Genomic DNA, 14,589 nt, shown 5'->3' with positions numbered 1-14,589 from the left:
GTCAAAGTAAATCTTGCCCTGGATAAAGTAAAGATAGAAAGGGTTTTCGCAGAATTGGAAAGACAAACAGATTTTAATTTTGTATTTTCCAAGCGAGAGATCAAAGATCTGCCTTTAGTGGACATCAATAGTAAAGGTGAAAGCCTTTACGAAATGCTGATGGCCCTTGCCAGACAAACCAGCTTGAGTTTCAAGCAGGTCAATGAAAACATCCATGTCAAGTCTCAGCACAGGTCCACACAATCGGGTAATGTGAGTATTCAGGAATCTCAGGAAGTGACCGTCAGTGGGAAAGTAACCGATGAAACAGGAGAAAGCCTCCCCGGTGCAACGGTCACTTTGGCAGGAACCACCACCGGGACTGTAACTGACCTAGACGGGAACTATTCACTTACAGTTCCTGAAAACGCAGTCATTGTTTTTTCCTTTATCGGTTACGAGACCCAAAGGATATCTTTGGATAACAGATCTGTGATCAATGTGGTTATGGCCCTGGATATGTCTTCTTTGGATGAAGTTGTGGTTATTGGTTATGGAACAGCCAAGAAAAAAGATTTGACAGGTGCAATTTCAAGGGTAAATCTCGAGCAACAACGACTTCAGCCCAATCTAAATGTAGTCCAAAGCATGAGAGGAACAATAGCTGGGGTCACTGTCACTGATAATGGCCGTCCTGGTTCTGATGCTTCTATCATCATAAGGGGAAGAAACTCTATCTCAGCAAGTAATGATCCGTTGATCGTACTTGATGGTGTGATCTATGCAGGTGGTAGATTGGCTGATATCAATCCCGGTGATATAGAATCAATCGATATTCTAAAGGATGCAAGTTCTACAGCTGTATATGGTTCTTTGGCGGCTAATGGAGTCATTGAAATTACCACTAAAAAAGGAAAGGCAGGCGCTCCCAGGGTTTCATTAAACTCATATTATGGACTTTCTGATTATGCCCATATTCCAAAATACCTGGATGCAGACCAGTACCTCAAGGTCAGACAGGATGCGGAAAGGGCAGATGGAGGAACCTTGCCCTTTCAAGCTATTGAACAGGCTAATATTGATGCCGGGATTTCCCTCAATCCTTTTGAAGAAATTAGCCGTAGGGCACCGATGTCCAACAATGAATTGAGCATATCAGGAAGATCGGATCGCATTACCTATTACTTATCCGGATCCTTTTCTGATGTAAAATCACCTGTTAAAGGTGATAATTTTTCAAGGATTGCAGGAAGGGCAAATATCGATGTGGCAGTTAACGATTGGCTGAATATCGGACTCAATAGCGGTTACAGTTCAAGGGATAATTCAGGAATCAGGGCAAATTTGGAATTTACCACCTACTTAAGCCCATTTGCAAATCTCTTCTATGAAGACGGTGCACCGCGTCCACAACCGATGGGAATAGGTTTGGTGCCGAATCCACTTAGCGGAAATCTGCTTTGGGACAATTTTGTAAAAGCAAAGACGCTTTTTGTGAATTCTTATGCAGATGTTCTGTTACCAATCAAAGGTTTGTCTTATCGTTTTAATGTGGGTTATACCCAAAGAACAGATGATAACTTTTTCTACCAGCCGGGATTTCAAAGGGAGCAGTTTTTCAGTTTGGGCAGTGGCAATAAAAACCATTATGAAGCTCAGAATCTTACCGTAGAAAACATCGTCAAATACAATCAAGTATTCAACACGGATCACGAACTGAATCTGACTTTTCTTTACGGCGTGTATCTTCTACAGGATCAAGGATCTAGGCTGAGCAGCAATAATATTTTTAATGATGCTTTGGGTTGGAATTCCTTGGAGATAGGTGAAAATTATAATATCAATTCTTTTGCTGGAGAGAGCCAACAACTGTCCACTATGGGTAGGGCGGGTTACCGATACAAAGGAAAATATATGGCAGATTTTAGTTTGAGACGGGATGGTTATTCTGCTTTTGGAGCGGGTAATAAATTCGGCGTTTTTCCTGCAGTTGGATTAAGTTGGAACATCATTGAAGAGGCATTTTTATCAAATGCAACCTTTTTGAACAATCTCAAATTAAGGGCTTCTTGGGGTAAAAACGGAAACAGGGGAGTGAATCGATATTCTTCCTTAAGTAATATGTCAAGAACAAATTATGTTTTTGGCGACGGTGCAGCTCCTTCAGTCGGCTTATTCACCACTAGCATGGCCAATCCTAACCTTGGATGGGAAACTACTACTAGCACAAATTTTGGAATTGATTTTGGTGTTTTGGATAACAGAATTGCTGGATCTGTGGAAGTTTACCACAGTAATACAACGGATTTGTTGTTGAACCAAACCATACCCAATACTACAGGCTTCCAAACGTTTTTGAGAAACATTGGGGAAACAGAAAACAGGGGACTTGAAATTTCCCTGAATACCATCAATATTCAGAAAGGTGACTTTACATGGAGTACCAATGTTGCTTTTACCTTGAACAGAAACAAAATACTTAGATTGACCGGGAGAGATGTGGACGGTGATGGAATCGAAGATGATGATATTGCAAGTAGATGGTTTATTGGGCATCCTTTGGGGGCTAATTTCGACTTTGTTTTTGACGGGATTTTCCAGGAAGGCGATGAGGACTTTTCTCTGATACAAGGTTCGCAGCCAGGCCATATCCGTTTTCAGGATTTGGATGGGGATGGTGTTATCACACCTGATGACAGAAGGGTACTTCATTCTGATCAGCCAAATTACCTAATGGGAATCACAAATGTTTTTTCTTATAAAGCATTTAGTTTGATGGTCATGTTCAATTCAAGACAAGGTGGGTTCAGCCCGATACCTACCATTAACCCAGGTACTAATTTCTATGACCTTGCTAATATCCTGGATGTCCCATATTGGACACCTGAAAACCCCATTAATACACATGCTGCGGTCAATTATAGAAATCCTCTGGGGTATAACTTTTATCAAAGCAGAAGTTTTGTAAGGCTTCAGGATGTATCATTGAGCTACAACTTTCCAAAATCATTGTTGGACAGGGTTAAGGTCAACAGGTTGGAGATGTATGTGAGCGGGAAAAATTTAATCACATGGACAAACTGGCAAGGATGGGATCCGGAATTTGGTTCGGGTGGAAGAAGTCCTGGCGCTAACGGTCCTCTTCTTAAATCTTACACAGTTGGACTTAATATTCAATTTTAAAATCGAGAAATCATGCTAAAATATATAAAAATAAATTGTCTGATTCTGGTAATTGCTTTTGTCTCAGGATCATGTAATGAATCCTTTTTGGATGAGGTGCCCCTGGACAGGTTCAGCCCTGAAAATCTATTGGTGAATGAGGCCGGCTTCGAAGCAGCAGTAGTTGCTATTTATGTAGATGCGAGGCATGAACATGCCATAGGTGGGATCAACTTTGATTATATGAATTTGGGGACTGATATTGTCCAATGGGGCAGGCCGGATTCCAGAGGTTTCAAGGATTATACATTGCTTAATCCACAGTTTGGATTGGCAGAAACCTTTTGGAACTGGGGGTATCAAAGGGTTATTCGTCAGGCAAATCTTGTCCTTGCGGATATTGACAATCCACAGATTTCCATGTCTGAACAAGCAAGGGCCAATATAAAAGGACAGGCACTGTTTTTCAGGGGATATGCCTATAGTGTTCTGGTCCACCTGTACGGTGGAGTCCCCATTGTTGCTGAGAGATTGACAGCTCCAAAATTTGATTTTGTCCGTGCTTCAAAAACTGAAGTCCTTGAATTTATAGTAGAAGATTTAGAACTCGCAGCCCAATTGCTGCCAGCAGTAGCCAACACTTCAGATGGACGTATATACCGGGCAGCCGCATTACATTTGTTGACAGAGGTTTATTTGTCCCTTGGGATAACAACCGGAAATCAGACATTTTACGATAAATCAATTGAAGCAGCAAGTAAAGTGATCAATGGTGAGGCAGGCAATTACCAATTAATGACCCAAAGATTTGGGGATTTATCCAAGAAAGGTGATGCTTATGGGGATTTATTCCGGTATAACCAACAAAACAGATCATCCGGTAATCTTGAAGTAATATGGGCCTTACAGTTTGAGGCGTTTACCATTGGAGGCGGCACATTGGCAGGGGGTAATAACAGTCCAAGATACTGGGGACCTGAACAAGAAAGAATCAGGACTCCTAATGGTTTTAACAATTTATTTGCAGCAGATACACTTAACAGAGGCATCGGTGTCAATTCGCTGTTGAACTATTGGAAATATGACATCTGGAGATTCGATCCAAATGATGGGAGAAATTCCCGTGAAAATGTCAGGAGGGATTTCTTTTACAACAATCCGGCGGATCCTGAATATTTTGGGAAGAAGGTTAAAACTGGTCGTGATGCCCAGGGTAGATTGGTGGTAGCAAGGGAAAACGGAGAGTTGACAAACCAGGTATTGGACACTTTAAGGATCTATTATCCATGGATTTCAAAAATAGATGGAAGGCCATTTGCCGATGACCCAGTGGCTGGCCAGACGGCCAATGATTTTATCAAAATGAGGTTGGCAGAAACATACCTCCTTAGAGCCGAAGCTTATTTTAGAAAGAATGACCTTACAAATGCCGCCAATGATCTGAACGTGGTGAGGGCCAGGTCCAATGCAAGACCGGTCCAGGCAGGTGAAGTCAATATTGATTTTATTTTGGATGAAAGGGCCAGGGAACTGATTGTGGAAGAACCAAGAATGAGGGTATTGATCCGAATGGGGCTTTTATATGACCGTGTGATCAGATTCAATCCAAATTCTGCGACAACGATCCAACCTCATAACAACCTGTGGCCTATACCCCAAAGTGTAATTGATGCAAACTCTGAAGCAAGGCTGGAACAAAATCCAGGATATCCTGGAGGTTGATTAGTACCTGCGTAGAGAAAAAGTCAATGGGTATTCACAATGTTTATGCAACAATTTTAATATGAAATCGAGCCTGTCTAGGGCAGACAGGCATGTAGAGAACGACACACAATGGAATGCCCCGATAGCTTTCGGGGTAACTTTGCTAGATTCTCCCGATCCGCCGAGGCGGACGGGACAGGCTATGTGGCCTTAAAAAACCAAATTATAATCACATGAAAAGAAGAGAAGCATTTGCTAAAATGGGGGCTATTTCCGCTTCCTTATTGATTTCAGATATTTTATTTTCAAGCTGCGCCAACAGTAATCCTGTAAAGAGCAAGACCATTCTATTGGTGTCGGGCTGGCAGGATGTAAATATCGGTGATATCGCACATACTCCTGGTTTATTGAATGTATTTCAAACATTTATGCCCGAAACCAAAATCATTCTTTGGAAAAGGAGCAAAGGGGAAGAAGTAGGGAAACTCCTCAAAAAGAATTTTCCGAATGTGGAGATCATTTATGGGAGTGTCGATAAGGAAAAAAATGTAGACAATCCCGAAATCATAGAGGCATTGGAAAAGGCAGATGTGATGGTCCATGGATCAGGTCCCCTCTTGGTTGCTGCAGATAACCTGGCATTTTGGATAAAGCATACCGACAAACCTTTTGGGGTTTTTGGGACGACCCTTCAGAGTCCAAGTGAATACCATCAGAGTATTCTAAAAAAGGCAAGCTTTATTTATACCCGGGAAACCATTTCCATAGAACATCTCAGAAAAGTTGGGATCGAGGGCGAACATATCCAATTCGCTCCCGATGCCACTTTTTTTATGGATATCAGAAATGATGAAAAAGGTGATCAGTTTCTGAAAGACTTAGGACTGGAGGACAGGAAATTCATATGTGTCATTCCGAGGCTTCGATATACACCATATCACCAATTCAATCCCAACAACAACGGTTGGTCTGAAGCCAAAATCAAGGAGGTTGAAACTGTCAATGCTGCGAAAAAAGAGGAAGACCATGCAAAATTAAGGGAAGCCATGATCGCATATGTCAAAGAAACAGGCAACAAGATCTTGGTATGCCCCGAAATGACCTATCAAGTGGATATCATGGATGAACTGCTGATCGATCCCTTGCCTGAAGATGTCAAGCCATTTGTATTGAAAAGAGGCTATTGGTTTCCAGATGAGGCGGCTTCTGTTTACCGGAAAGCATTGGCAGTTTTGAGTTTTGAGTGTCATTCTCCGATTATTGCTGCTGTAAATGAGACCCCGTTTTTCTACCTAAGGCAACCGGAGGATACCATTAAAGGAAACATGTATTATGACTTGGGTTTTGATGATTGGATCTTTGAGATTGAGCAAACTGACGGCAGTCAGATTACCAACAGGCTTCGGAATATTTGGACTGACTTCCCCACTGCTCAAGGTTACCTAAAGAAAAATATGGATCAGGTCAGTGATATCTACAAACAAAGGGTTGGAAGTGTTAACGAGTTATTGTAATGTTTGGGATTTTGTATGGATTAAAGTCAGTAGCGAATAAGAAAAGGATTAGTGGAGAGAAATGTAGATTAAATCCTCTTCGCACAACAGCTATATTCTTGATATCTTTTTCATCAGCCATTCTGTGCTTTGCGCAGGAAGTGGACAAAAGAGGAATTGAAGAAAAGCTCTTGATGGAAGCCAGGTCAAATATTGAAAAATATAGAAAAGGACCTGGCCATATTACGGTAACCAATTTACAAGGTGAACCGGTAAGCAATATTAAAATCGAGATCAATCAAATCAGCCAGGATTTCCTTTTTGGAAATTTGAGCGAGGAAGTATTCCGTTCTGGTTTGACCGAATCGGAGAGAGAGAAGTTCACGGATATGTTCAAAGGACTTTTCAATTTCACTGAACTGACGGTAAAATGGGCTCCTTATGAACCTAAACAAGGAAAGCCGGAGTGGCAAAAGCTCCAGCAGAAATTAGATTGGTGCGTTGAGAATGGGATTTACCCAAAAGGACATACCCTTGGATGGACCCATGATGCCGGAACCCCTGGATGGCTTTACCAATATAGCCCTGAGGATGCCACACAATTATATAAATCCAGGATCCAAAACCTTGTTGGTGGATTCAAAGATCAGATCAGTTCATGGGATGTGGTCAATGAACCTGTGACCACCATTCCTTGGGAATTGGCGCTGTTGGATACGGTTGGTGGCCAGAATAAAATTGATGAAGGGTCCCGCTACAAGGTGGACGGGATTACCCTTGATGAAACCATCCCTTGGGTGGGAAATTCCTTTCGCTGGGCATATGATGCCGATCCTAGTGGGGATTTTGTGATCAATGAGTTTTATACAATCGCCAAAGTCGAAATAAGGGAGAAGTATTATAACCTCATCAAAGAATTGCTCCATAGGGGCGTTCTGGTTACAGGCATCGGTATTCAGGGACATGAACCCAGAGAAATGTGGTTTTCCCCTGTGGAAGTAGTGGCCACTTTCGACATGTTCCAAGAACTTGGTTTGCCCCTTCACATCACCGAATTCACGCCTCAATCTTCAGGGAAAGCCATCACGGGTGGCTGGAGGGAAGGAATATGGACAGAAGAAGCCCAAGCTGAATTTGCAGAACAGTTTTATACCCTTGCCTTTGGCCATCCATCCATGGCTTCGATCCACTGGTGGGGACTGTCAGATCGTTTTATCTGGCTGAAAAATGGTGGATTGATCGACAGTGACTTCAATCCCAAGCCGGTCTACAACAGGTTGAAAAAATTGATCAAAGAGGACTGGATGACAAAGAACCTTCAATTGGTAACTGATCCAAAAGGCCAGGTAGAATTCAAAGGGTTTTTCGGCAAATATCAAGTGATCCTTACTGATTCCAAAGGAAGTAAAAGCACTAAGGAAATCCACCTTAAAGAAGGCGAAGTGAATCAATTCGAATTAATCTATGAAGGGCTAAATCCTGAAATTTAACCCCAAATAGAGACGTTAATAAATTTTAATTAATTCCATTTGTGCAATCGCTTTTTTCTAAAATAAACATTAAACCAATGTAACAGATGGTTTGAAAACCGAGCCACCTACGGACTTCGGACTTCCGACTTCTGTCAGATTCTGACATCAGTGCGGATCCTTATTAAATCAAATCATCAATCTTTTAACCAGAAAGAAAATGAAATTAGAAAATCAAAATATCTTTATATACCTATTTGTCTGCTTGATTTTTTCCTGTAGCGAAGTTACAGAGCCGGAAAATGTTCCTCCTGATCAAGAAGAAGGTCCGTCGATTTCATCAACACGGATTTATGTTGCATTAAGTGGGGATGACAGCCGCTCAAAGACTGAGGCCAACAACCCCCTTACTCCTTGGAAAACGATCCAAAAAGCAGTAGACAACATCTCCGCAGGGGATACCCTCTTTATTGCTGGCGGCACTTATCACGAAAAGGTAGCAGTTACCGGAACTGCAAGCGGAACCGCTGCGAAGCCTACTTTGATCAGAAATATGCCGGGTCAGACTGTGATATTGGATGGCAAAAATGAAGGAAACCAGTGGGAAAGTTTGTTTAAAATTACCTCGGCGGAGCATATTGAAGTCAGAGGCTTAAAAGCAAAAAACGGATTCTGGTATGGGTTCAGTGCTGATGAGACCAATAATATCAAGTTTGACAGCTTATTCACAGACAATACCAGGGCTTCAGGTATTTATGCCAGGGTAACCTCCTTTATTGAAATCACCAACAACAATATCAGGAGGGCTTGCCAGGCACAGGAAAGAGATGCTCAAGGAAATGGTACCCAAGAGTGCATCACAGTCGGCAGGACGGATAACTTCAAAATCAGCCATAATGAAATTTGGGATGTTCCGCTCACAGGAGAAGGGGGTGAAGGAATCGATGCCAAAGGCGGTTGTTTCGACGGAGAAATTTCCCACAATTATGTCCACGATATTGAGAGAGTTGGAATATACCTTGACGCCGGCAGTCATGAAGAATACAATATCAGGGTTTTCAGTAACAGGGTCATCAATTGTGGAGGAGGATTATCAGTTGCAGGGGAATTGGGAGGTCATATCAGGGATATTTATCTCTATAACAATATCTTGGTCAACAATACCAGATCAGGTGTTTTGTTCCAAAACATCATGAATGGTAGGTTTAGCAATATTTATATTGTCAACAATACCCTTTTCAACAATGGTCAAGTTGGTTTTGCAGGTGATATAGCGAACTTCAGCCAAAATGAACTGAATACCAATCTTCAGATTGTCAACAATGTATTCTACAACAAAACCGACAACTACAGATTTTCCATCTTTCATAATATTGCCGCTCCCCACGTCATCCATAACAACCTCTATTTTGACTTCAAACCAGGATGGGCGGGTGGAGTTAACAACTTCAGTCAGGCAAATCTGACAGCATCAGATATCCAGGCCGATCCCTTATTTACCAATATAGGTTCAAAGGATTATACATTGAAGGCGGATTCTCCTGCCATTGGCAAAGGAGTTCCGATGAAGTTGCCAGATGGAACCTTACTTTTCAACACGGATTACAATGGCAAAACCAGAGGGGAAAGTGCTTGGGATTTGGGAGCTTTTGAACATTAAATGATTGGGTTAGAAAAAATGAAGGACTAACCTTGTGATTTTTCACTTTAGTGTCTTCATTAATACTTCACACAGGGATAAGTAGGTTACTTATCCTTGTTTCTTTTGTATTCTTTTTTTCCTCGGTAGTTTCTCAAAAGTTCTTTATGCAGGATCACTGGTACCATTTGTCCTAATTCAATCAGCTCATCAAACTCTCGTAAAACCTCAGGTATTTTTATCAAAACATTTCCCTTACTTTCCTATATGGTGAAAAGTTTTTCCGGGGAATTGGCTAATGAATCCAGGTCAGGTGCTATCTGATTCAGTCCTTCAGTAATCTGTCCAACCTGCTTTCAAACCTATCTAAGGAACAATTCATTAATTTGATCCACGACCTTATCTTCAATTTTTATAATTGAATCAAACATTTCTTTTTAATGAAAGATGAACATTTAGAAAATAAAAAGGTCCACATTGCCTTTGATCCAATTGTTCTTTAAATTAAGAGGTTTCCTTTTTTGAATTCTTATATCTTTCAAGCCTTGGTACAAAACCCAGGCTACTAATTCAGAAAAGTGTATCATGCAAAAACCATTAAAATCCATGATGTCAAAATCATCGAACGCAATAGTTATATTAATTCTCCTTTGTAATACTGCCTTTGGTCAGTCCACTATCCAAAGAGACATCATCATTTACAGAGCAACTGCCAGCGGGGTCACAGCCGCTGTTGCGGCTGCCCGGGAAGGTGTTTCGGTTTTGTTGATCGAACCCGGCAGAAATATTGGCGGGATGGTCACAGGGGGACTTTCCCATACTGACTATGGAGACAGGACAGTTATCGGAGGCTTGACAACAGAATTCTACCAAAAGATTGCCGATCACTACAAGACACATGTCTTTTATTGGAGAGGACCGGAACCCCATGTCGGTGAAAAAATACTAAAAGATTGGCTGGATGAATCAGGGGTTGAAATGATTTATGGAAAAAGGGTTATTGCTGTTGAGAAGAACAATAACAGCATATCAAAAATAACACTTTCTGATAATTCCCAAGTGACCGGTTCTGTACATGAAAGGATACACTTTTTTTACAGGAGATTGGAATGAACAGGAAACTGTCCATACCGGTCGGTACGAGATGAATTTCCGATCCAATCCCAAAGGAAAAAGCGGGGAATTTATCTATCAACCCTACTTTTTTAAATCCGGTAGTTATAAGGTATATACCTGGTACCCATCTTCTAAGGAGTATGAGTCCAATGTCCGTCTAACAGTCCACCATTCAAAAGGCGATGAAAATCTGACCATAAACCAAAAAACCAATGGAGGTAAGTGGGTTGAATTGGGGACTTTTTCTTTCGAAAAAGGGTTTCAACAAGCTTTAACCATTCACGGTGATGAGAATAAATATGTGATTGCTGATGCTGTGAAATTTGAATTTGTGAAAGAATGATTTTCCGGGGCTATTATCTACATTTAGTATATGGTTAAAGAAAGTAGATTTTATTAAACCAGAATTACAGGAGTTCATCACAAATCAAAAATTGGCGAAACAAAAACACCACAAGTATTGACGGTTTAGAAACAAAAATTTGGAAGTATATTAATACAGCCTTACTTATCCCGAGCCTTCCAATGTTCTTACAGAACTATTTTCAGAACCAATAATGACTTTGTTTACAATATCATAAAACAGCCCATTTTCTATAACTCCGGGGATCTGATTTAATTCTATAGACAGCTTACTTGGAAATTCTATATTTTTGAATTTACAATCTGCGATGAAATTATTATTGTCTGTTAAAAATAGTTGATTGTCCTTCATCCTGAGTTTTGCTTCACAACCAAGCCCGGTTATTTTTTGAAGGGTATTTTCAATGCCAAATGGAGTAACCTCTACAGGTAAGGGAAAATTACCCAACCTGTTTACCAATTTTTCCTCATCAACAACAATAATCAGTGACTTACTTGCGAATGCTACAATTTTTTCACGGAGTAATGACCCTCCACCACCTTTGATAAGATTTAAGTTTGGATCCACTTCATCAGCACCATCTATGGTGATGTCAATATTTCTCACATCTTTGAAACTGACAAGTGGTATCCCACACGCCTTTGCCAGTTTTTCAGTTTTCAAAGATGTGGGTATACCTGAAACCCGCAATCCCTCTGATACTAATACGCCTAGACGTTTAATGGTCCAATATACTGTTGACCCGGAACCCAAACCGATGGTCATCCCATCTTCTATGTATCCAACTGCCGCTTCACCGGCAATTTGTTTTTTATCCATGTGACTTTTCGATAATAGCCTCTCAATTTATTTTAATGTTATTAAAAAATCAATAAATTGGGCAAACATCATATATGTCCAAACCCAAAATAACTGATGAATTTCTATTAAAAGGCCTTCTGAAAAAAGATAAGAAGGCTTTTGATCTGATATATGAAATGTATTGGAAGAGACTTTTTTTGTATGCCTATAAAATTTTTGAGGACAAGGCTATTTGCGAAGATGTGGTTCAGGAGGTTTTTATCAAACTTTGGGAAAATGCCGAAAAACGGGAAATACAATTGTTGGAACCTTACCTTTTCAGGGCAGTCAAATACCAGATCTCCAATGCCATCAGAAACCTGAAGCAAACTTCACAGATAGATCAGGTATTGCCTCTTTTGCATACCGAATTGGCGCCGGACAACTTGCTGGAGCTGGAAGAAACAGTTGAGGCCATCAATAATTCAGTAGAACAATTACCGGAAAAATGCCGGCAGATTTATATCCTAAGTAGGGAAGAGCATCTTTCCAATAAGGAAATAGCCCATCAGATGAACATTTCCGTCCGCACCGTAGAAGCCCATCTTTATAAAGCTTTGAGCGTCATCAAAAAGAATATCGGGGAAGTTTATATGTGGTTGGGATTGGCCATTTGGTTCTAAATCGGCAGGCAGGCTCGCAATGACGTAATCGGAGCGGCCCGTCACCCTGACGTAGGAAGGGTCTCATGAGGATCCGAAAATGATAAATATGAACATAAAAAGGACCTTTGGAGATCCTTCTTGCCTACTAATGACAGATTTTTAAATTGATGGTTTAGAACTATAAATAGCATTCGAATCTATTACAGGACTTTGCCTTGTCACCTCGACTTCAGGAGAGGTCTGCAGCCCGTCTTGATGTCATTTCCTATTCTGAACATTTACAAAATATTGGGGACTCGCAATGACGTAACCCCTCATCCTTCATCCTTCATCCTTTCTCCCTCAAGAGATTGCCACGTCGCACTAAGGGTCGTATAAATATCAAAGTTTCTCTAGTGCTCCTCGCAATGACGTAACCCCTCATCCCTCATCCTTCATCCTTTATCCTTCATCCCGTCTTCCGTCTTCCGTCTCCCGTCTAACATCGGTCATCGGTCATCGGTCAAAAAATCTCAAATTTTTTCCCCATCCCACTAAGTAGTCCCCCCACCTTATGTGACTATCCATTAAAGACAGCAATAATGAATAGAGAAAAGTTTTTGGAATTGGTGGAAAAACAGGCCCAGGGTAACACTACTCCCCATGAGGATCAGCTTATTTTTAGTTTCTATGACCGGTTGCAGGCAGAAGGTCGGGAACATGAAATCGATGCATCTGAATTAAAAAGTATCCAAAACAGGATCAAGGCAAATATTGACAGCCGCATCCATAAGAAGCCCATAGCCAGGCAAGTTGATTTCCGCTATATGGGCAGGATTGCTGCTGCGGTGGCATTGTTAATCAGCTTTACCCTATTGATATTCTACACTTTCCAAAAACCGGAATCTGTAAAGCTGCTTAGCCGCACGACCAATGAACGCCAAAAAGCAATGGTTACATTGACAGATGGGACCCAGGTTTATCTAAATTCTCTTTCCGAAATACGGTTTCCTGAAAAATTCACAGCCGAAAGCAGAACAGTGGAATTGGATGGTGAGGCATTTTTTGAAGTCGTGCCGGATCAGGACAGGCCCTTCTCTGTAATTTCAAATGGCGTAATCACAAAGGTCTTGGGCACATCTTTTAATTTAAATGCATCCTCGGATAAAGATGTGGTAGTGGCAGTCAGAACAGGCAAGGTGGAAGTATCGGATATGGCGAACCTGTCCCAAAACGTGGTATTGCTGCCAAATCAGAAGGCCACTTTTGTTTTGGACTCCAAAAAACTCCAAGTGGAGGAAGCTGATTTGGACTATTACCTGAGTTGGAGAAACAAGACCATTACATTTGAAATGAATCCATTAGATGAAGTCCTGGACCGGATAGCCAGGGTGTACAATATTGAGGTCAACCTCAACGGATATGATGGGAAGTCCTGTCTGATCAGGGCAACTTACCCAAACAACAACCTTTTCAGCATTCTATATGGTCTGCAAAACCTGGTGGATTTTGAATACCAATGGCTGGATAAGAAAACGCTTGAATTCAATTTTAAAGGATGTAAAAACTAAACCTTGATATGCCTATGGAATAAGCGATCATCATTAAAAAAGAATCCGGAACTGCTGTAACAGTCCCGGACCGGTTCATGGGTTTGAAACCCACTAGTTTAATCATAACAATAAACATTCAAAATTATGAATAATAATTTACTCAGACAACTTGTGCTCATTTCCAAACAGACCTTCAAGTATTTCCTGTTGCAGCTTCTTGTCATTCAGGTAGTGGTGGCGGAGCCTTCTTCCTCTCAGAGCATGGAGGATTATCAGGTGACCTTAAATGTAAGCAACCAAAAACTGGTTGAGGTGTTGGCAGCATTGGAAAAACAGACTGATTTTGTCTTTGCTTACAACCAACAGGTGGCCAAAGACAAATCAAGGATTTCCATCAGCAATACTGCAGATCTCAAAACAATTCTTCAAAAGCTTACCGAGCAGGTGGATTTTGATTTCAAAAGGGTAAACAACAACATTTATGTTACCCATATCAATTCCCGATTGAAAATTGATGAGGTGATTGAATTTGAGGAGGATGTCATTTCCGCCCAATATGATGTCCAGGTTTCCGGAAAAGTAACCGATGAAAACGGAGAACCTTTACCGGGAGCCTCAGTCACTGTGGCAGGGACTACTACAGGGACTGTAACGGATATGGATGGGAATTACACCATAACGGTACC

At 41.1% G+C, this 14,589-nt stretch carries 12 protein-coding genes; 11 read left to right on the top strand and 1 reads right to left on the bottom strand.

What is annotated here, in order from left to right:
- From ACEW8O_RS09505 to ACEW8O_RS09470, 8 genes are all read left to right on the top strand, one after another.
- Positions 1-3,162 (top strand): SusC/RagA family TonB-linked outer membrane protein (locus ACEW8O_RS09505; RefSeq protein ID WP_373494393.1); only part of this gene is annotated, 3,162 nt, incomplete at its 5' end.
- 12 nt (positions 3,163-3,174) lie between these two features.
- Complete coding sequence (locus ACEW8O_RS09500) at positions 3,175-4,863, top strand: RagB/SusD family nutrient uptake outer membrane protein (RefSeq protein WP_373494392.1); 1,689 nt, start codon at positions 3,175-3,177, stop codon at positions 4,861-4,863.
- Positions 4,864-4,924: 61 nt separating this feature from the next.
- Positions 4,925-5,059 (top strand): hypothetical protein, encoded by a 135-nt coding sequence (locus ACEW8O_RS09495; RefSeq protein ID WP_373494391.1) that lies wholly within the window; start codon positions 4,925-4,927, stop codon positions 5,057-5,059.
- 19 nt (positions 5,060-5,078) lie between these two features.
- The gene (locus ACEW8O_RS09490) at positions 5,079-6,359 is read left to right on the top strand and encodes a polysaccharide pyruvyl transferase family protein (protein WP_373494390.1); all 1,281 of its coding nucleotides are present in this window, start codon (positions 5,079-5,081) and stop codon (positions 6,357-6,359) included.
- 98 nt (positions 6,360-6,457) lie between these two features.
- Positions 6,458-7,828 carry an endo-1,4-beta-xylanase gene (locus ACEW8O_RS09485; RefSeq protein WP_373494389.1) on the top strand — a complete coding sequence of 457 codons (1,371 nt, stop codon included), beginning with the start codon at positions 6,458-6,460 and terminating at the stop codon, positions 7,826-7,828.
- A gap of 199 nt (positions 7,829-8,027) precedes the next feature.
- Complete coding sequence (locus ACEW8O_RS09480; RefSeq protein ID WP_373494388.1) at positions 8,028-9,467, top strand: right-handed parallel beta-helix repeat-containing protein; 1,440 nt, start codon at positions 8,028-8,030, stop codon at positions 9,465-9,467.
- Between the two features lie 585 nt (positions 9,468-10,052).
- Positions 10,053-10,559 carry an FAD-dependent oxidoreductase gene (locus tag ACEW8O_RS09475; RefSeq protein WP_373494387.1) on the top strand — a complete coding sequence of 169 codons (507 nt, stop codon included), beginning with the start codon at positions 10,053-10,055 and terminating at the stop codon, positions 10,557-10,559.
- Complete coding sequence (locus ACEW8O_RS09470; protein ID WP_373494386.1) at positions 10,522-10,905, top strand: hypothetical protein; 384 nt, start codon at positions 10,522-10,524, stop codon at positions 10,903-10,905. Before ACEW8O_RS09475 ends, ACEW8O_RS09470 begins: the two co-directional genes overlap by 38 nt.
- Before the next feature lie 165 nt (positions 10,906-11,070).
- Here ACEW8O_RS09470 and rpiA read toward each other — a convergent pair whose 3' ends face one another.
- Positions 11,071-11,745: a ribose-5-phosphate isomerase RpiA gene (gene rpiA, locus ACEW8O_RS09465; protein ID WP_373494385.1), complete on the bottom strand. Its 675-nt coding sequence runs from the start codon at positions 11,743-11,745 to the stop codon at positions 11,071-11,073.
- A 74-nt stretch (positions 11,746-11,819) separates the two neighbouring features.
- Between rpiA and ACEW8O_RS09460 the strand changes: the two genes are divergently transcribed.
- The 3 genes from ACEW8O_RS09460 to ACEW8O_RS09450 all read left to right on the top strand — a co-directional run.
- On the top strand, positions 11,820-12,389 hold the full coding sequence (locus ACEW8O_RS09460; protein WP_373494384.1) for an RNA polymerase sigma-70 factor: 570 nt from the start codon (positions 11,820-11,822) through the stop codon (positions 12,387-12,389).
- 563 nt (positions 12,390-12,952) lie between these two features.
- A complete protein-coding gene (locus tag ACEW8O_RS09455) occupies positions 12,953-13,921 on the top strand; it encodes a FecR family protein (RefSeq protein ID WP_373494383.1) in 969 nt (322 codons plus the stop codon).
- 126 nt (positions 13,922-14,047) lie between these two features.
- Positions 14,048-14,589 (top strand): carboxypeptidase-like regulatory domain-containing protein (locus tag ACEW8O_RS09450; protein ID WP_373494382.1); only part of this gene is annotated, 542 nt, incomplete at its 3' end.

It is taken from the genome of Aquiflexum sp. (assembly GCF_041749095.1).
In the GTDB taxonomy this organism is placed as follows: Bacteria; Bacteroidota; Bacteroidia; order Cytophagales; family Cyclobacteriaceae; genus Aquiflexum.
The sequence above is the reverse complement of the archived record's forward strand: the minus strand, read 5'-3'. Positions and strand labels throughout refer to the sequence as shown.